Consider the following 19,857-nt stretch of genomic DNA (forward strand, 5'->3'; position numbering starts at 1 on the left):
TTTATTAAATTAATAGTATATAAAATATTATTTTTTATTTATGTATATATATTATATTTTCTTCTTTATTTAATTTTATTATTAAAACTCCTTTGGTATTTCTTTTAGTTTTATTAATTGAATTAGAATTTATTTTTAATAAATAACCTAAATTAGTAAATATTAATATATTATCATTATTGTTTAAACTTAAAGTATTTTTTAATTTTCCAATTTTATCAGATAATTTAATAGATTTTATACCTTTTGTTAATCTTGATTTTTTTATATATTCTTTTTCATGTGTTATTTTTCCAAAACCTTTTTCAGTTATATTAAATATATAATCATTTGTTTTTATTAATAATATAGATATAACTATATCAAAATTTGATAATCTAATACTTTTTATACCATAGCTATTTCTTGTTGTATATTTTATTATATTTTTATTAAATCTTAAAGATTTACCATTTTTTGTAAATATTATTATATCTTTATCATTATCATCATCATCAAATACATTAACATTAACTATTTCATCATTATTATTTAATTTCATAATTAATATTCCATTAGATCTTATTTTTTTAAAAAGAGTTAATTTTATTTTTTTTATAAAACCTAATTTTGTACAAATTATTACTGATTTATCAAATTCATTATTATGTATACTTAATATATAATTTATATTTTCATTTTTTAATATAGAAATTATATTATTTATATTTTTATTTTCATTACAAAGTTTTATGATATTTTCTGTTTTATATGAATAAATTTTACCTAAATTTGTAAATATTAATAATATACTACTTATATCTGTTAAACAAATTTTATTGATTTTATCATTATTAAATATTTTTGTTATTAATTTACCTTTGCATTTTCTATTTTGTATTTTATATTCATCAATCTGTTTATATTTTATATATCCATTATCTGTTAATATTATAAAAAAATTTTTATTCATTATTTTATTATTGTTTTTATTGTTAATATTTTTTATATTATTTTCATCATTATAAATAACTTTAGTTATTCTATTATCAAAATATTCTTTTTTTATTTTTAATAATTCTTCTATTATATAATTATTTAATTCATTTTTGTCATTTAATATTAGTTTATATTTATTATTAATATTATTTATATATTCATATTCTTGTATAATTTTATTATATTCTATATTCATTAATTTACTAATTTTTAGATTTAGTATAGATTTAATTTGTTCTTTATTAAATCTAAAAGAATTATTATTATTTTTGTTTTTAATATTATTTATTAATAATTCATTATTTATATTTTTATAATTATTTATTATTTTTATATTTAAATTATTAATATTTTTTATTAAATCTTTATATTTTTTAGAATTTATTATTATATTTATTAAATTATTTATATTATATATTGCTATTATTATTCCTTCAATTATATTCATTCTTTTTAAATTATTTTTGAATATATTATAAATTTTTTTTTTAATTATATATTTTCTATAATTTATAAAAGATTCTATTAATTCTTTTAAGTTAAATCTTTTTGGTTTATTATTATATAACGCAATCATATTTATACTATAATTAATTTTCAATTTAGTTTTTTCGAATAATTCATTTAGAATATTATATGGAATATAATTTTTCTTTATTTCTATTATTATTCTTAATCCGTTTTTATCTGATTCGTCATATATATTAGATATTCCATTTATATATTTATTTTTTATTAATTTTACTATTGATTCTATTAATTTTAATTTATTAACTTGATATGGTATCTCATATACAATAATTGAATTATTAGTTATTTTTACTTTTGATTTTATTACAAATTTACCATATCCATTTTTATATATATTTAATATATTATCATTTTTATTTATTATAATTCCTGATGTCGGAAAATCTGGAGCTATTATTATTTTATTTAAATCTTCTATTGATATATTTGGATTTTTAATTAATTCTATACATCCATCTATAACTTCATTTATATTATGAGGAGGTATATTTGTTATTATTCCTACAGCTATACCATATGTACCATTTATTAATAAATTAGGTATTTTGCTTGGTAATATTTTTGGTATATTTTCTGTTCCATCATAATTTTTTTCAAATTCTATTATATTATCATTTAAATCACTAAATAATTCATGACATATTTTAGACATTTTTATTTCTGTATATCTCATAGCTGCAGCTGGATCTCCATCTATTGATCCAAAATTACCTTGGCCATCTATTAAAGGATATCTTGATGTAAATTTTTGTACCATTTTGATTATAGAATTGTATACAGCAATATCTCCATGAGGATGATATTTACCTATAACATCACCAACTATTCTTGCAGATTTTTTAAAAGGTTTATTATAATAATTATTTAATTTATACATAGAATATAATATACGTCTATGTACAGGTTTTAAACCATCTTTAGAATCAGGTATAGCTCTATTTGTAATAACTGATATAGAATATTTTATATATAAATCTTTTAATTCATTTTCTATAAAATTTTTATTATTTGTAGTATCTTTTATATTCATTTTTTTTTATTAATATTTATTAATATTTAAATTTACTAATTACAATAAATAATATATTATATTTTTATTAAAATAATTATATAAATTAAATAAAAAAAAAATATGGCAAGTAAAGGAATAAATAAAGTTATATTAATTGGTAATATTGGACAAGATCCTGAAGTTAGATATACATCAAATGGTAATGCTATAACAACTGTTAATTTAGCTACTTCAGATAAATGGAAAGATAAACAAACTGGTGATTTTAAAGAAAAAACTGAATGGCATAGAATAGTTTTTTTTGGTAAACTAGCAGAAATATCTGGAGAATATTTAAAAAAAGGTTCTCAAATTTATATAGAAGGACAATTACAAACAAGAAAATGGAAAGATCAAAATGATAATAATAAATATATAACAGAAGTTGTAGTTAGTGCTAGAGGAACATTAAAAATATTAAGTAGTAAAAATTTTAATAAAAATTCTAATTATAATGCAAATAATAAAAAAATAAATGTTAATGAATTTGAAAAATCAGAAAATAGTTTAAAAAATAAAAATGAAAATAATAGTAATGAAGAAAATGATATTTCAGATGATATAAGTGATGATTTTGAAGATGATGATATACAATTTTAAATTATTAATTTGATATAATGCAATTAATTATAATAATTATGTTATTTAATAATAAATTTAATAAAATATTATTATTATAATTTATTTTATTATTTTTTGATATTTTTTTTATTAAAAAATTTAAAACTATATCTAATATATTTAATATGTTAAAATTTAATAAATTTGAAAAATTATAATTATTAAAAATTAAAAACTTATACTTATATATATTATATAAATAGTATATTAGTATAAGTTTTAACATAGAAAATCCTAATGGATAATCCGAAAGTAAATCATATAATATACTAGCTATTAAATTTTTATTTATTATAACAAAATTATTTAAATTTAAATCATTATATTTTATAAAATTACTTATTAATAATAAATTTATATTTTTAAAAAAAATATTTTTTAAAAAATAATTTATTATATATTGTATTATTATTAATATAATCATTATTTTAATATTATTAAGTAATTTAAATTATTAAAATTTGACATTGGTTTTATTAGTATATTAAGTTCTTTATTTTTTTTAAATATTTTATATATTTTTCCTATAGGATAACCTTCTGGGTATTTTTTGTCTAATCCTGTTGATATTAGTAAATCATTTTCTTTTATGTTATTTTTATCATGATATAATAAAAATTTTTTTTTTATATATAACATATTATTATAGTATGGATGTTTATATAATATCAATTGTATATTATTTCTTGCTATTTTTGATATTATTGGATTTTTATTATTTAGTATTGTAGAAATAATACTATTATTATCATTTATTTTTGTTATTTGACCTATTATTCCATTTTCATCTATTACAGGTTGTCCTATATATAAATTATCTTTTTTTCCTTTATTTATAACTATAAAAGTATAATTATTATCATAATATATTACTTTAGATATTATAAAATCATATTTTTTTATAATATCCATATTAAGTATTTTTCTTAAATTTTTATTTTCTATTTCAAAAAAAATATTTTTATTGTTTATTGCTCTATATTTTATTATTTCTTTTTTTAATATATTATTTTCTTTTATTAATTTTCTATTATTATTATAATTGCATATATTATAATTATATATATTTTCTATATAATTAAAATATTTTCTTATTTTATTAGATATTATATTTATATATATATTTCTTAAAAAATTAATTTCATTAGATTTATTATCTATTATAAATATTGTTAAAGATAATAAAAATATTAATATTATATATAGTTTATAATTTTTTTCTTTATAAAAAATATTTCTATTTATCATAATATTTTATAAAAAAAAATTAATCTTCACTAAATAGTGTATGATCATATATATCAAACATTTCTAGAGCTTTACCTCCTCCTTTAGCAACACATGTTAATGGATCTTCAGCTATTTTTACAGGTATTCCTGTAGATTTATAAATTAATAAATCTATATTATTTAATAAAGCCCCTCCTCCTGTTAAAATTATTCCATTTTCTGCTATATCAGATGATAATTCTGGAGGACATTTTTCTAAAGCTGTCATTATAGAAAGAACTATATCAGATAATGGTTCTTTTAATGATTCTAATATTTCATGCGAATTTAATAATATTGATTTTGGTATACCTTCTGCTAAATTTCTTCCTTTTATTTCATATGTTTTGTTATTATTATCGCTTTTATAAGCTATTCCTATTTCATTTTTTATTTTTTCAGCAGTAGATTCACCTATTAAAGAACAATATTTTTTTTTTACATAATTTATTATGTGTTCATCAAATTTATTTCCACCTACTCTTATTGAAGATGAATATACTATTCCATTTAATGATATTATAGCAACTTCAGTAGTTCCTCCTCCTATATCAACTATCATAGATCCTACTGCTTCTGAAACTGGTAAACCAGCTCCTATCGCTGCTGCCATTGGTTCTTCTATTAAAAAAACATCTTTAGCTCCAGCTCCTTGAGCAGATTCTCTTATAGCTCTTCTTTCTACTTGAGTAGCTCCTACTGGAACACATACTAATACTCTTGGGCTAGATTTTATAAAATTATTATTATGTACTTTTTTAATAAAAAACTGTAACATTTTTTCTGTTACAAAAAAATCAGCTATTACACCATCTTTCATAGGTCTTATTGCTGATATATTATTAGGAGTTCTTCCTAACATTTTTTTCGCAGCAAATCCTACTGCTGCTATATTTTTGGGAAATCCAGATTTATCTTGTCTTATAGAAACGACTGATGGTTCATTCAATACTATTCCTTTACCTTTTACATAAATTAAAGTATTTGCAGTTCCTAAATCTATTGATATATCATTAGAGAATATATTAATAGTTTTTTTAAATATTCTATATATTTTATTTATTATATTTATATCATTTATATTATACATTTTTTTTATATTTTGAAACATATTCTAAAGCATATAAATATCCATCTATACCAAAACCACATATAATTCCTAAAGCTATATCTGATAAATAAGAAAATCTTCTAAATTGTTCTCTAGAATATATATTAGATATATGTATTTCTATAATAGGAATTGAAACAGCTAGTATGGCATCTCTTATAGATATACTGGTATGAGTTAAAGAAGCTCCATTTATTAATATAAATTCAATTTTATTTTTTTTAGAACTATGTATATACTTAATTATTTTTGATTCTGAATTAGATTGTATATGATAAAGATTAATATTTAATTCTTTTGATTTATTTTTTAATTTATTTATTAATTCTTTTAATGTTAATTTACCATATTTTTCTACTTCTCTAGTACCTAATAAATTTAAATTAGGTCCATTTATTATTAATATATTTTTCATTTTATTTTTTTAAATTTACACCCTACAGGATTTGAACCTGTAACCTGCGACTTAGAAGGTCGCTGCTCTTCCATTGAGCTAAGAGTGCAAAATATATTTTTTTTATATATATAAGATATTATTAATATTTAATAAAATCAATATGTATTATGTTATTTTTTATAGGATTTATTTGAATTTCTTTTATATAAACTATAATTTTTTTTTTATTTTTTTTATCAATAAGATATATTTTTTTTAAATTATTATTATATATTTTTTTTATATTTTCATGAAATTTATTTTTTATATTTATTTTAAGATTAATATTTTTTGAGTATATTATTGCTGGTATATATTTATTTTTTCTGTAATTATAATTATTTATTTTACCACTTTTTTTTCTTATTATATATTCTATTATATTTTTATTATTTAAATTATTGTATTTTTCCATATTATTATATAGTATTTTTTTTTACCTTTTATTATTATTGTATATTTATCATATAATAAATCATTTTTTGTAAATTTATATTTGAAATCAAATATTTTATTACCGTTAATTTTTATTCCGCCTGATATTATAATGTTTTTTGCCTTACTTTTAGATTTTATTACATCAAGTTTTAATAATGTATCTATTAAATTTATTCCTAATTTTAAATATATTTTATTTATACCTATATTTATTAAATAATTTATTTTTTTTTTACTTATATTTATAATATTATTATTTTTATTATAACTTTTATTTAGAGAAAAATTTTTATTTATATTTTTTTCATATATTATTTTTACTAAATGATTAGCTAATATTTTTTTACATTTTATAATATTATCAATATTTTTATTTTTTTCTAATTCGTATATATAATTTAAATCATAAAAAGTTAGCATTTTGAATAAATCAAATATTTTATTATCTTCTATATTTAATATATATTGATATAATTCATAAGGAGTAGTTTTTTCTTTATCTAACCATATTATTTTTTTCTTATTTATATTAGATTTTCCTAATTTAAATCCTTTTTTATCTGTTAATATAGGAAAAGTTAATCCAAATACTTTTTTATTATATAATTTGTATATTAAATTTATTCCAAAATTTATATTAGAAAATTGATCTGAACCTCCTATTTGCAATTTTACATTATTTTGTTTATACATTTTTAAAAAATCATAGCTTTGTAACAGTACATATGAAAATTCTTTAAATGATATATTATTATTATTTTCTAATCTTTTTTTTATGAATTTATTATTTATAATTTTTTTTATTGAAAATAAATTACCTATATAATATATAAAATTTATTATATTTATTTTATTAAACCATTCTGAATTATTAATAATATTTACTTCAAATTTATTTATATATGAAAATTTTTTTATTTGATCTATTATTTTTTTTTTGAATTTATTTATTTCATCTTTAAATATTATTTTTCTATTTTTATTTTTAAAACTTGGATCTCCTATTAAAGAAGTTGAATCTCCTATTAAAATAAATATTTTATTACCATAATTATATAATCTTTTTAATAACGTTAATGATAATAAATGTCCTATATGTAGACTGTCATATGTTAAATCATAACCACAATATATATTTAAATTTTTATTATTTATATATTCTTTTAATTCTTTTTCATTAGATATTTTATATATTAATTTTCTATTATATAAATCATCTATAAAATTTTTGTTTAATATCATATATGTATTTTTTATATTATTGTAATATACTGTATTATAAAAATTATATAAGACTTTTATTAAGTTATGCACTTTCATAAAAATGTTATATTTAAATTATTATTTATATTTATAACTTTTTATATAATATTTAATTTATATATAAAAAATTTAAATTCTTATATATCAAATTATTTACAAAATAAAAATAATAATTTTTTATTATATAGTAAAATATTCAAAATTTCTAAGAAAAAAAATTTTTATAAAAATAAAATAATTGATATATTATTAAATCATAATTATAATTTATCTAAATTTATATTAAAACCAGGAGATTTAATAATAAATAAAAATAATTTAATTTTTTATCATAGATATTTTAATTATATAAAAAAAATAGATAAAAATCTTATTATAAAAATAAAATTTAAAAATAATAAATTATATAAAATTATAAATATATGTAAAAATAAAAAAATAAATAAAATCTTAATAAATCCTATTATAATAAATTTAATTAATTATGATAAAAAAAGTAATATAAATTATTGTAATTTTATTTTTAATATAAATATCTTTCCTAGAATATTACTAGATATACTTATTTTAATAGAAGATAAAAATTTTTATAATCATTATGGTATAAATTTTAAATCTATTATAAGAGCATTATTACAAAATATTTATAAATTAAAATTTATGCAAGGAGCAAGTACTATTACTCAACAATTATCAAGAAATATATTTTTAAATAATAAAAAAAATATTATAAGAAAATTAAAAGAAATTTTTATATCATTTTGTATAGAAAAAAATATTAATAAAAATAGAATAATAGAATTATATCTAAATAAAGTATTTTTAGGTCAATCAGGTAATATAAAAATAAATGGTTTTTATTTAGCAAGTTTATATTATTATAATAAATATATTTATGAATTGAATATAAATGAATTAATAATTCTTGTAAGTATGTTAAAAGGTTTAAATTATAATCCAATAAGAAATTATAATTTATCACTAAATAGAAGAAATATGATTTTATTAAAATTAAAAAATAATGATCTTATAAATGAAAAATTATATTATCAATTAGTTAATAAAAAAATAAAAATTAATTTAAATAATAAAATAAAAAATAAATATTGGTGTTATACAAGTAAAGTGTATAAAGAAATAAAAGATATAAAATATGATTTTAATTTTAATAATAATTATGAAATATTTAGTAATATAGATATATTAAAATATAATTCTTTTAAAAAATCTATAAATATTTTTAATAAAAAGAATAATTATAAAAATTTTGATTTTTTAAGTATAATGGTAAATAAAAGAGGAAAATTAATAAACTTATTTTATTCTTTAAATTTTAATATTATTAATAATATAAATAAAATTTATAAAAAAAAACATATAGGTTCATTAATTAAACCTATATTAAATTCCATAATATTAGATGTACCTTTTAATTTTAGGTTAGATACTAATATACCAAATAGCAAATTATATATAGAAGATAATAATAATAAATGGATTCCTAAAAATCATAATGAATTTTATAGTAATAATGTTACTTTATTAGATTCTCTTATAAATTCTTTAAATATACCTTATATTAATATAGGTTATTATATAGGATTAAAAAATGTTTTAAAAAAAATATATTATTTTTTAGAAGATAAAAATATACTTAAATTAAATAATGATTCTATTTTTATAGGTTCTTTAGATTTATCTATAATTGAATTATCTCAAATATATCAAACTATATATAATAATGGAAATTTGATAAAAATTGGTTCAATAAAATATATTATTGATAATAATAATAATATAATATATAGTAATAAATATAATATATTTAAAAAAATAATTTCTAATAGATCTTGTTTATTAACATTATATAATATGAAAAAAGTTACAGAATTAGGTACAGCAGTAAAATTAAATAAATTTAACTTTTTAAATATATTTAGTAAAACAGGTACTACTAAAAATTATATTAATAATTGGTTTATAGGTATAGATGGTGAAGATATTTGTATTATATGGATAGGAAATTATAATAATATTAAAAATTTTAATTTTAAACCAATAAATATATACTTTGAATATTTAAATAATTATAAATATAATTTAAAAAATATATTATAAAATACTTTTAGTTTTAAAAAATAAATATATAATATTTATTAATAATTTAATTTTTTTTAAAATATAAATACATAGGAAAATTATGAACAAAATAATAGGTATAGACTTAGGAACAACTAACTCCTGTGTTTCTGTTATAGAAAATAATAAACCAAAAGTTATAGAAAACAGTGAAGGAGATAGAACAACACCATCAGTTGTTGCTTATACTAAAGATGGTGAAGTTTTAGTAGGTCAATCAGCTAAACGTCAAGCTATAACAAATCCTAAAAATACATTATTTGCTATAAAAAGATTAATAGGAAAAAAATTTAGTGATATTAGTAATAAAATGGATATAAATGTAATGCCTTATAAAATAGTAGAATCAGATAACGGAGATGCATGGGTTGAAGTTGATAATAAAAAAATAGCACCTCAACAGGTATCTGCTGAAATATTAAAAAAAATGAAAAAAACAGCAGAAGATTATTTAGGTGAAAAAATAAGTGAAGCAGTTATAACTGTGCCTGCTTATTTTAATGATACTCAACGTCAAGCTACAAAAGATGCTGGTAAAATAGCTGGATTAGATGTTAAAAGAATAATAAATGAACCAACAGCTGCGGCTTTAGCATATGGATTGGATAAGAATTTAAGTAATAGTAAAATAATTGCTGTTTATGATTTAGGTGGTGGTACATTTGATATTTCTATAATAGAAATTGATGAAGTTGATGGAGAAAAAACTTTTGAAGTTTTATCTACAAATGGTGATACTAATTTAGGAGGTGAAGATTTTGATTCTAAAATAATAAATTATTTATTAAATGATTTTAGAATTACTAATAACATAGATTTAAGAAATGATGCTTTATCTATGCAAAGATTAAAAGAAGCTTCAGAAAAAGCTAAAATAGAATTGTCATCTTCTAATCAAACTGAAATTAATTTACCTTATATTACAGCTGATAATACAGGACCTAAACATATAAATATAAAAATTACTAGAGCAAAATTAGAATCTTTAGTTGAGGATTTAATAGATAAAACTATGGAACCTATTAAAATAGCTTTAAAAGATGCTAATTTAGATATTTCAAAAATAGATGATATAATATTAGTTGGTGGTCAAACAAGAATGCCTTTAGTTCAGAAAAAAGTACATAATTTTTTTGGAAAAGAAGCTAAAAAAGATATTAACCCTGATGAAGCTGTTTCTATAGGTGCTTCTATACAAGGTGGAGTATTATCAGGAAAAGTTAAAGATTTATTATTATTAGATGTTACTCCTTTATCTTTAGGTATAGAAACAATGGGAGGAATTATGACAATATTAATATCTAAAAATACTACTATACCAACTAAACATAGTCAAATTTTTTCTACAGCAGAAGATAATCAGTCAGCTGTTACAATACATATATTACAAGGAGAAAGAAAAAGAGCTATAGATAATAAATCATTAGGTCAATTTAATTTAGATGGTATAGCTCCAGCTATGAGAGGTGTACCTCAAATAGAAGTTACATTTAATATAGATGTTGATGGTATTTTACATGTTTCCGCTAAAGATAAAAATAGTGGTAAGGAACAAAGTATAACTATAAAATCTTCTTCAGGTTTAAGTGAGGAAGAAATTAAAAAAATGATACATGAAGCAGAATTAAATTTAGATTCAGATAAAAAATTTGAAGAATTATCATTAATTAAAAATCAAGCTGATAATTTATTACATAATATTAAAAAACAACTAAATGAAGTTAATGATATTATAGATTCAAATGATAAAAATAATATAGATAAATATATATTAGAATTAGAAGATTCATTAAAAACAGATAATAAAGAAATTATAGAAGAAAAAATAAAAAACTTAATACAAAATTCAGGTAAATTATCAGAATTAATTAATAAAAAAAATAATGATAATAAATCATCAACAACAAAAGATGTATCTGATGCTGAATATGAAGAAGTAGATAAAAATAGTAATGAAAATAATAAATAATTTTTTTTATTAATAAAAAAAAAATAAAATTGTAAATATATGTCAAAAAAAAAAGATTATTATCAAATTTTAGGTGTATCTAGAAATTCTGATGATAAAGAAATTAAAAGAGCATATAAACGTTTAGCTATTAAATATCATCCTGATCATAATCAGGGTGATATAAAGTCAGAGGAAAAGTTTAAGGAAATAAAAGAAGCTTATGAAATATTAATAGATCCTAAAAAAAGATCACATTATGATAAGTATGGTAATGAAGATTTTTCTTACGAAAATTCAAATGATGGATTTGATTTTAAAAGTGATTCATTTGGTGATATATTCGGTGATATATTTAGTGATATATTTAATAATAATACTAATAATTATAGTTCTAAAAATTGTGATATAAAATGTAATTTAGAAATAGATTTAGAAGATTCAGTATCTGGATCTATAAAAAATATAGATGTGATGGTTTTAGATATTTGTGATATATGTGGTGGTACTGGATCTAAAGATCGTAAATTACATAATTGTTTATATTGTAAAGGCCAAGGTAAAATACAAATAAAACAAGGTTTTTTTATAGTTCAACAAATATGTAGTCATTGTAATGGTAATGGTAAAACAATTAAGAATCCTTGTAATAAATGTTATGGTAAATCTTATATAAAAAAAAATAAAAAATTTTCTATAAAATTACCTATGGGAATAAATACAGGTGATTATATAAAAATAACTGGAGTAGGTAATATATATAAAAATAATAAAAGAGGTGATATATATGTTTATATAAAAGTTAAATCACATCCCATATTTTATAGAGAAAATGATAATTTATGTTGTGAAGTTCCTATTAATTTTTCTATTGCTGCTTTAGGAGGTGAAATAGAAATTCCTTTTTTAAATAATAAAAATATAAAATTAAAAATACCTTATGAAACTCAAACTGGAAAATTATTAAGAGTTAAAGGTAAAGGTGTTAATAATATTAAAAAAAATATAATTGGAGATCTGTTATGTAAAGTAATAGTTGAAACTCCTGTAAATTTAAATGATAAACAAAAAAAAATCTTAATAGATTTAGATAATTCTTTTAAAAATAATAATAATCAAAATAGTCCTAAATATAAAACTTTTTTTGATAAAGTTAAAAATTTCTTTAGTAATTTATAAGAATTTTATTTAAAAAAAAATATGGAAGAAAAAAAAAAATTTTTAGATTTAGCATTATTACATATAGAAAAACAATTTGGTAAAGGATCAATAATGAAGTTAGGAGAAGATAAATCTATGATGGATATGGAATCTATATCTACTGGTTCTATATTATTAGATGAAGCTTTAGGAGTTGGAGGTTTACCTTTAGGTAGGATAGTGGAAATTTATGGTCCTGAATCATCTGGAAAAACTACTTTAGCATTACAAATAATAGCTAAAGCTCAAGAAGAAGGAAAAATATGTGTTTTTATAGATGCTGAACATGCATTAGATCCCATTTATGCTAGTAAGATTGGGGTTAATATAAATGAATTGTTATGTTCTCAACCAGATACAGGAGAACAAGCTTTGGAAATATGTGATATTTTAGTTAAATCTCAATCTGTAGATGTTATAGTAATTGATTCTGTAGCTGCATTAGTTCCAAAAGCTGAAATAGAAGGAGATATAGGAGATTCACATATAGGATTAACAGCTAGAATGATGAGTAGAGCAATGAGAAAATTAGCTGGAAATTTAAAAAATTTTAATACTTTATTAATATTTATAAATCAAATAAGAATGAAAATAGGAGTTTCTTTTGGTAGTTCTGAAACTACTACTGGAGGTAATGCTTTAAAATTTTATGCTTCTATTAGATTAGATATAAGAAAAATAGGATTAGTTAAAGATGGTGATAATATAATAGGAAATCAAATAAGAGTTAAAGTTGTTAAAAATAAAGTATCTGTTCCATTTAAACAAGCTGAATTTGAAATTATATATGGATTTGGTATAAATATATATGGAGAATTAATAGATTTAGGTATAAAACATAAATTAATAGAAAAATCTGGTTCATGGTATAGTTATAATAATGAAAGTATAGGTCAGGGTAGAGTAAATGTTTGTAAATTTTTAAAATTAAATAAAAATATTTTTGATTCATTAAATAGTAATATAAAAAAAATATTATTTGGTAAATAAAAAAAAAATATGTTTTTATCAGATTTAAGAAAACTTTTCATTAATTATTTTATTGAAAATAATCATAAATATATAAAAAGTAGTTCTATAGTTTCAAAATATAAAGATTTATTATTTGTTAATTCAGGTATGAGTGTTTTTAAAAAATTATTTTATAACAATAATAATTTAAATTTTGTTGATATAGTAAGTAACCAAAAATGCTTAAGAGTAAATGGTAAATATAATGATATTAATAATATAGGATTTTCAGATAGACATAATACTTTTTTTGAAATGTTAGGAAATTTTAGTTTTGGTAATTATTTTAAAGAAAAATCTATATATATGTCATTTAAATTTTTAACTGATAAAAATTATTTATCTATTGATATAAATAAAATAATTATTACTGTTTATTATGAAGATTATGATTCATATAATATATGGAAAAAATTAGGTATAAAAAAATATAACATAGTTAAAGTTGGTGATAAAAATAATATAAAGTATAATTCTGATAATTTTTGGAATATATCCTATTTTGGTTTATGTGGTCCATGTACAGAAATATATTATGATTTTGGTGATAAATATGATGGTAATTTTCCAGGATATGGTAATGTTGGTGATAGATATTTAGAAATATGGAATTTAGTTTTTATACAATATATAATGAATAAAGATAGAAATTTATTAAAATTAAAATATAATTCTGTAGATACTGGTATGGGTTTAGAAAGAATTGTTTCAGTTATTCAAAATGTAAATTCTAATTATGAAATAAAATTATTTAAAGATTTAATAGATATAATAAAAATTGAATTATATAAAATTAATTTTAGTGTTACTTTTGTAAAAAATATAAGTAATAGTTTTTTTAAAATAATTTCTGATCATATTAGATCTAGTATATTTATAATTAATGATGGAATTTTCCCTTCTAATAAAAAACATGGTTATATATTAAGAAAAATAATAAGAAGGTCTTATTATAATTTAACATCAATAGGTATAAAAAAACCATTTTTATATAAGTTAATTAATAAATTTTTATTAGTACTATATGATAATTATAATGATAAATCATTATTAAAAACTAATAATAATATTAATAAAAATATAGAAGATATAATATTTAAAGAAGAAAATAATTTTATAAGTATATTAAATAATGGATTATTAATATTAAAAAAAGAATGTAAAACTAATAATAATTTTTTTAGTAGAGAAACAATAAATAAGTTGTATAATACTTATGGTTTACCTATAAAATTAATATTAGATTTTTGTAAAAGTAATAATATAAACTTTGAATACTAATTAATTTTAGTATTTTATATATATAAGATGAGATGACCGAGTGGTTTAAGGTGCTCCTCTGCTAATGGAGTATATTTTAATAATATCGAGGGTTCGAATCCCTCTCTCATCGTTACATTTGTAGCTCAGAGGATAGAGCATTCGGATACGAACCGAAAGGTCGAAGGTTCGAATCCTTCCAAATGTGTTATATAAGTTATTGTTTTTTTTATAATTATATAATATAATTTAAATTAATATAAATATTTTGCCGATATAGCTCAGTTGGTAAGAGCAACTGATTTGTAATCAGTAGGTCAAAGGTTCGATTCCTTTTATCGGCTAATAAAAATTTAATAAAGGTGGGGTTCCCGAGTGGTTAAAGGGATCAGACTGTAAATCTGCTGTCTAATATAGACTTCGAAGGTTCGAATCCTTCCCCCATCATTAATTTTTTTGCGAGCATAATATAATGGTATTATATTAACCTTCCAAGTTAAATATATGGGTTCAATTCCCATTGTTCGCTATGTTTTTTTTTTAAAAGTAATAAATAATTTGTTGATATAGCTCAGAAGGTAGAGCACATTCTTGGTATGAATGTTGTCGGCAGTTCGATTCTGCCTATCAGCATTAAATAAAATAATAAATAAAAAAAATGTCAAAAGAAAAATTTCAAAGAAAAAAAATTCATATTAATGTTGGTACTATAGGACATGTAGATCATGGTAAAACAACATTAACTTCAGCTATTACTTATATATTATCTAAAAAATATGGTGGTAATATTTATAAATTTAATGATATTGATAATGCACCTGAGGAACAAAAAAGAGGAATTACTATTAATACATCACATGTTGAATATGATACAGAAATAAGACATTATGCTCATGTTGATTGTCCTGGACATTCAGATTATATAAAAAATATGATTACTGGTGCTGCTCAAATGGATGGTGCAATTTTAGTTGTATCAGCTACAGATGGTCCTATGCCACAGACTAGAGAACATATTTTATTAGCTAGACAGGTTGGTGTTCCATATATTATTGTTTTTATAAATAAATGTGATTTAGTAGATGATGAGGAAATATTAGATTTAGTTGAAATGGAAATAAGAGAATTATTATCAAAATATGGATTTATTGATAAAAATATTCCAGTTATTAGAGGATCTGCTATAAAAGCTTTAGAAGATGATGAAGTTTGGTCTAATAAAATAATAGAGTTATCTAATTATTTAGATAAATATATACCAGATCCTATAAGAGATATAGACAATGATTTTATATTACCTATAGAAGATGTATTTTCAATATCAGGTAGAGGTACTGTAGTTACAGGTAAAATAGAGAAAGGTATTATAAAAATAGGTGATGAAGTTGAAATAGTTGGTATAAGAGATACTATAAAAACAACATGTACAGGTATAGAAATGTTTAGAAAATTATTAGATGAAGGTAGAGCTGGTGAAAATGTTGGTATATTATTAAGAGGTATAAAAAAAGAGGATGTAGAAAGAGGTCAAGTTTTATCTAAACCTAATAGTATTAAACCTTATACTAAATTTGATGCTGAAATTTATATTTTAAATAAAGATGAAGGTGGTCGTCATACTCCATTTTTTAATGGATATCGTCCTCAATTTTATTTTAGAACTACAGATGTTACTGGAACAATAAATTTACCTAAAGATATTGATATGATAATGCCTGGTGATAATATAAAATTAACAGTTGATTTAGTATGTCCTATTGCAATGAATGAAGGTTTAAGATTTGCAGTTAGAGAAGGTGGTAAAACTGTAGGAGCTGGTATAGTTACAAAAATAATATCTTAATTTTGAATAAAAATGTATAAATTATATAAAGATTTTTTTTATCCTAACTATAAATACATAATTTTTATTATTATGTTAATATTTTTATTTATTATTTTTTTTTCATTTTCATTAAAAATAATTGATTTTGTAATATTTAAATTTTATAATTTATTTGTTTAAGAAAATTCTTATGAAAAAATGGTATGTTATTAAAATATTTTCAAAGTTTAAAAATAATATAATAAAAAATATATTTAACTTTAATAAAAATATAAGTCTATATAAATATTTTATAGATAAAATAGTTTTTTTTAATTATAATAAATACAATTACAATAATAATTGTATTTATTTAAATTTTTTTATTAATAATTATACTATTAAATATATAAATAATATACCTAATGTTTTAGGATTTATTAATAAAAATAAATATAATTATCCATTATATATAGATGATAAATATATTAATAATATCTTAATTAGTGAATATAATATAAAATTAATAAGTAATAAATTTTTAAAGAAAAACGATAAAATAATAATAAAAAATTCGGAATTTTATAATTTTTTAGGAACAATTAAAAAAATTGATTTTAATAATTTTGATTTAGTTGTTAAAATTTTTTTATTAGGTAAAAAAAAATATGTAAAATTAAATTTTTATGAAATAAAAAAAATAAATTATTATGAAAATAAAACATATTGTTAAAATACAAATTCCTTCTCAAAATGCTAATCCTAGTCCTCCTATAGGACCTATATTAGGACAAAAGGGTATTAATATTATAAAATTTTGTAATGATTTTAATAATGAAACTAAAAATAAGAATATAGAAAAGGGAATTATTATACCTGTTGTTATAACTATTTTTGAAGATAAAAATTTTGTTTTTTTATTGAAAAATCCTCCTGTTTCGTTTTTGTTAAAAAGAGAATTAAAAATAGAATGTGGATCAAAAAATCCTGGAAAATTAGTATCTGGTGTTTTAAATATTGATCAAATAAGAAAAATAGCATTATTAAAAATAAATGAATTTAATACTGAAGATGTTAATTCTATTATTAAGTCTATTATAGGGACTGCTAAATCTATGGGTATTATAATAAAAAAATGATATAATATATGAAAGATTCTAAAGTAAAAAATAAATTAAAAATAAAATATCTAGAATTTATAAAAAATAATAATAATATTATAGATATTTCAAATTCTATAAATTTTATAAAAAATTTATGTTTAAAAAGAAATTTTGATGAAAATATAGATATATATATAAATATAGATAAAAAATATATTTTTAATAAAAATTTATTAAATGGTTTTATATTATTAAAAAATGAAATTATTTGTAGAAAATTAAAAACTTGTTTATTAGCTTATGGAAATGATTTAAAATTAGCTGAATCATATAATTTTTTTGATTATATAGGAATGGATAATATTATAAATGATTTTATAAATAAAAAAATATTTATTGATATTATTTTTTCTACAACAAGTGCTTTTGATATGATAAAAAATATTATTATTAAAAAATGTGTAGGAAAAATTAATATACCTAGTTTTAAAACAAAAACTTTAATTAATATTAATAATATTGAAAATTTATTAAATTCTATAAAAAATAAAATTGTTTTATATAAAATAAATAATAATGTTTTATATACTAATATAGGGAAAATTAGTCAAAGTAATATTATGTTAATAGATAACTTTAATTTTATTATTAATTTTATAAATAATAATATTATTATTAAAAATAAAAAAAATAATTTTTTAAATAAGATTTTTATTAGTACTACTATGGGACCTAGTTTATGTATAAATAAACTATAAATAATTAAATATTTTGAGTTAAATATTAAGATGAAAAAAAATTTAAATAAAAAAAAAATTGTGTTAAAAAATAATGTTATTATAAATAATTCTATTTCTATTAGTTTTTTTAAATTAGACAATATTAAATCAAATCAAATAAATTATTTGAGAAAAATATCTAAAAAAAAATCTATAAAAATAATAATATGTAAAAATAAATTATTAGATATAATATTCAAGAGAAATAATATTCCATTATTAAATATTAAAAATAATAATATTATTTTATGTCATGAAGAAAATCCTAGTATTTCTTTAAATATTTTTAAAGAATTTTCTAAATATAATAATATTAACTATAAGGATTATTTAAATTTTATTTATTTTGATAAAAAAATATATAAAACTGACGAAGAAATAGAATATATTAGTAATATATCTGATATCAAAAGTTTATTAATTAAATTTTGTATTATATTAAAAAATATATCTATTATTAAATTATATAATACTTTAAAATTATTAAAAAAAAATAAAAAAAATGACAACAAATAAAAATAAAATTATAGAAGAATTATCTAAAATGTCTTTAACTGAAATAAATGATCTAATAATAATGATAGAAAAAAAATTTTCTATTTGTTTAAATAAAAATATTGATAATATTGATAATACTGAAGTTAATGATAATAAAGATAATGAAAAAAAATTATTTAATATTAAATTAATTAATATAGGTAATAATAAAATATCTGTAATAAAAAATATTAGATCTATATTAAATTTAGGATTAAAAGAATCAAAAGAAATTGTGGAATCTTGTCCTGTTTTGTTAAAAAGTGATTTAAATAAATCTGAAGCAGAAAGTTTTAAAAAAATACTTGAGGATTCTGGTGCATCTGTAATTTTAGAATAAATTGTATTAAATTATTTTTTTTAAATTAAAATAATTGT

At 17.7% G+C, this 19,857-nt stretch carries 19 protein-coding genes and 7 tRNA genes; 18 read left to right on the forward strand and 8 right to left on the reverse strand.

What is annotated here, in order from left to right; all coding sequences use genetic code 11:
- Window positions 1-34: 34 nt before the first annotated feature.
- The gene (locus JRY34_RS00790) at window positions 35-2,539 is read right to left on the reverse strand and encodes a DNA gyrase subunit A (protein WP_208967033.1); all 2,505 of its coding nucleotides are present in this window, start codon (window positions 2,537-2,539) and stop codon (window positions 35-37) included.
- Between the two features lie 102 nt (window positions 2,540-2,641).
- Between JRY34_RS00790 and ssb the strand changes: the two genes are divergently transcribed.
- On the forward strand, window positions 2,642-3,160 hold the full coding sequence (ssb, locus tag JRY34_RS00795; protein WP_208967034.1) for a single-stranded DNA-binding protein: 519 nt from the start codon (window positions 2,642-2,644) through the stop codon (window positions 3,158-3,160).
- 4 nt (window positions 3,161-3,164) lie between these two features.
- Here ssb and JRY34_RS00800 read toward each other — a convergent pair whose 3' ends face one another.
- From JRY34_RS00800 to tyrS, 7 genes are all read right to left on the reverse strand, one after another.
- Entirely contained in the window at window positions 3,165-3,605 is a 441-nt protein-coding gene (locus JRY34_RS00800) for a hypothetical protein (RefSeq protein ID WP_208967035.1), read from the reverse strand.
- The gene (gene mreC / locus JRY34_RS00805) at window positions 3,605-4,429 is read right to left on the reverse strand and encodes a rod shape-determining protein MreC (RefSeq protein WP_208967036.1); all 825 of its coding nucleotides are present in this window, start codon (window positions 4,427-4,429) and stop codon (window positions 3,605-3,607) included. The genes JRY34_RS00800 and mreC overlap by 1 nt, the downstream gene beginning before the upstream one ends.
- A 19-nt stretch (window positions 4,430-4,448) precedes the next feature.
- The gene (locus JRY34_RS00810) at window positions 4,449-5,495 is read right to left on the reverse strand and encodes a rod shape-determining protein (protein WP_232513738.1); all 1,047 of its coding nucleotides are present in this window, start codon (window positions 5,493-5,495) and stop codon (window positions 4,449-4,451) included.
- Between the two features lie 37 nt (window positions 5,496-5,532).
- Window positions 5,533-5,976, reverse strand: a complete 444-nt coding sequence (gene aroQ, locus JRY34_RS00815) for a type II 3-dehydroquinate dehydratase (protein ID WP_148708420.1) — start codon at window positions 5,974-5,976, stop codon at window positions 5,533-5,535.
- Between the two features lie 16 nt (window positions 5,977-5,992).
- A tRNA-Arg gene (locus JRY34_RS00820) sits at window positions 5,993-6,064 on the reverse strand.
- 33 nt (window positions 6,065-6,097) lie between these two features.
- Complete coding sequence (locus JRY34_RS00825; protein WP_148708421.1) at window positions 6,098-6,412, reverse strand: hypothetical protein; 315 nt, start codon at window positions 6,410-6,412, stop codon at window positions 6,098-6,100.
- A complete protein-coding gene (gene tyrS / locus JRY34_RS00830) occupies window positions 6,391-7,677 on the reverse strand; it encodes a tyrosine--tRNA ligase (protein WP_172597156.1) in 1,287 nt (428 codons plus the stop codon). Before tyrS ends, JRY34_RS00825 begins: the two co-directional genes overlap by 22 nt.
- A 66-nt stretch (window positions 7,678-7,743) precedes the next feature.
- Here tyrS and JRY34_RS00835 point away from each other — a divergent pair, with 66 nt between their 5' ends.
- The 17 genes from JRY34_RS00835 to rplL all read left to right on the forward strand — a co-directional run bounded on the left by JRY34_RS00835 (window position 7,744) and on the right by rplL (window position 19,819).
- Entirely contained in the window at window positions 7,744-9,816 is a 2,073-nt protein-coding gene (locus JRY34_RS00835; RefSeq protein WP_208967037.1) for a transglycosylase domain-containing protein, read from the forward strand.
- A gap of 82 nt (window positions 9,817-9,898) precedes the next feature.
- Complete coding sequence (dnaK, locus tag JRY34_RS00840; protein WP_208967038.1) at window positions 9,899-11,806, forward strand: molecular chaperone DnaK; 1,908 nt, start codon at window positions 9,899-9,901, stop codon at window positions 11,804-11,806.
- Window positions 11,807-11,845: 39 nt separating this feature from the next.
- Window positions 11,846-12,964: a molecular chaperone DnaJ gene (locus tag JRY34_RS00845; RefSeq protein WP_148708425.1), complete on the forward strand. Its 1,119-nt coding sequence runs from the start codon at window positions 11,846-11,848 to the stop codon at window positions 12,962-12,964.
- 21 nt (window positions 12,965-12,985) lie between these two features.
- The gene (recA, locus tag JRY34_RS00850) at window positions 12,986-13,975 is read left to right on the forward strand and encodes a recombinase RecA (RefSeq protein WP_148708426.1); all 990 of its coding nucleotides are present in this window, start codon (window positions 12,986-12,988) and stop codon (window positions 13,973-13,975) included.
- 9 nt (window positions 13,976-13,984) lie between these two features.
- Window positions 13,985-15,277, forward strand: a complete 1,293-nt coding sequence (locus tag JRY34_RS00855) for an alanine--tRNA ligase-related protein (RefSeq protein ID WP_208967039.1) — start codon at window positions 13,985-13,987, stop codon at window positions 15,275-15,277.
- Between the two features lie 26 nt (window positions 15,278-15,303).
- A tRNA-Ser gene (locus JRY34_RS00860) sits at window positions 15,304-15,389 on the forward strand.
- A 2-nt stretch (window positions 15,390-15,391) separates the two neighbouring features.
- A tRNA-Arg gene (locus JRY34_RS00865) sits at window positions 15,392-15,464 on the forward strand.
- 62 nt (window positions 15,465-15,526) lie between these two features.
- A tRNA-Thr gene (locus tag JRY34_RS00870) sits at window positions 15,527-15,600 on the forward strand.
- Window positions 15,601-15,617: 17 nt separating this feature from the next.
- Window positions 15,618-15,703 (forward strand) — tRNA-Tyr (locus JRY34_RS00875).
- Between the two features lie 11 nt (window positions 15,704-15,714).
- Window positions 15,715-15,785 (forward strand) — tRNA-Gly (locus JRY34_RS00880).
- A gap of 31 nt (window positions 15,786-15,816) precedes the next feature.
- Window positions 15,817-15,889: transfer RNA gene (locus tag JRY34_RS00885), tRNA-Thr, on the forward strand.
- A 25-nt stretch (window positions 15,890-15,914) separates the two neighbouring features.
- A complete protein-coding gene (gene tuf / locus JRY34_RS00890) occupies window positions 15,915-17,099 on the forward strand; it encodes an elongation factor Tu (protein WP_148708428.1) in 1,185 nt (394 codons plus the stop codon).
- Window positions 17,100-17,271: 172 nt separating this feature from the next.
- Window positions 17,272-17,793, forward strand: coding sequence for a transcription termination/antitermination NusG family protein (locus JRY34_RS00895; RefSeq protein ID WP_208967040.1), 522 nt, complete (start codon window positions 17,272-17,274; stop codon window positions 17,791-17,793).
- Window positions 17,771-18,199 (forward strand): 50S ribosomal protein L11, encoded by a 429-nt coding sequence (rplK, locus tag JRY34_RS00900; RefSeq protein WP_148708430.1) that lies wholly within the window; start codon window positions 17,771-17,773, stop codon window positions 18,197-18,199. The genes JRY34_RS00895 and rplK overlap by 23 nt, the downstream gene beginning before the upstream one ends.
- Before the next feature lie 8 nt (window positions 18,200-18,207).
- Window positions 18,208-18,921, forward strand: coding sequence for an uL1 family ribosomal protein (locus JRY34_RS00905; RefSeq protein ID WP_208967041.1), 714 nt, complete (start codon window positions 18,208-18,210; stop codon window positions 18,919-18,921).
- Between the two features lie 30 nt (window positions 18,922-18,951).
- On the forward strand, window positions 18,952-19,458 hold the full coding sequence (gene rplJ / locus JRY34_RS00910; RefSeq protein WP_208967042.1) for a 50S ribosomal protein L10: 507 nt from the start codon (window positions 18,952-18,954) through the stop codon (window positions 19,456-19,458).
- Window positions 19,445-19,819 (forward strand): 50S ribosomal protein L7/L12, encoded by a 375-nt coding sequence (rplL, locus tag JRY34_RS00915; protein WP_148708433.1) that lies wholly within the window; start codon window positions 19,445-19,447, stop codon window positions 19,817-19,819. Before rplJ ends, rplL begins: the two co-directional genes overlap by 14 nt.
- Window positions 19,820-19,857 lie beyond the last annotated feature (38 nt).

Origin of the sequence: Candidatus Nardonella dryophthoridicola, from assembly GCF_017656055.1 — a bacterium.
In the GTDB taxonomy this organism is placed as follows: Bacteria; Pseudomonadota; Gammaproteobacteria; order Enterobacterales; family Enterobacteriaceae; genus Nardonella; species Nardonella dryophthoridicola.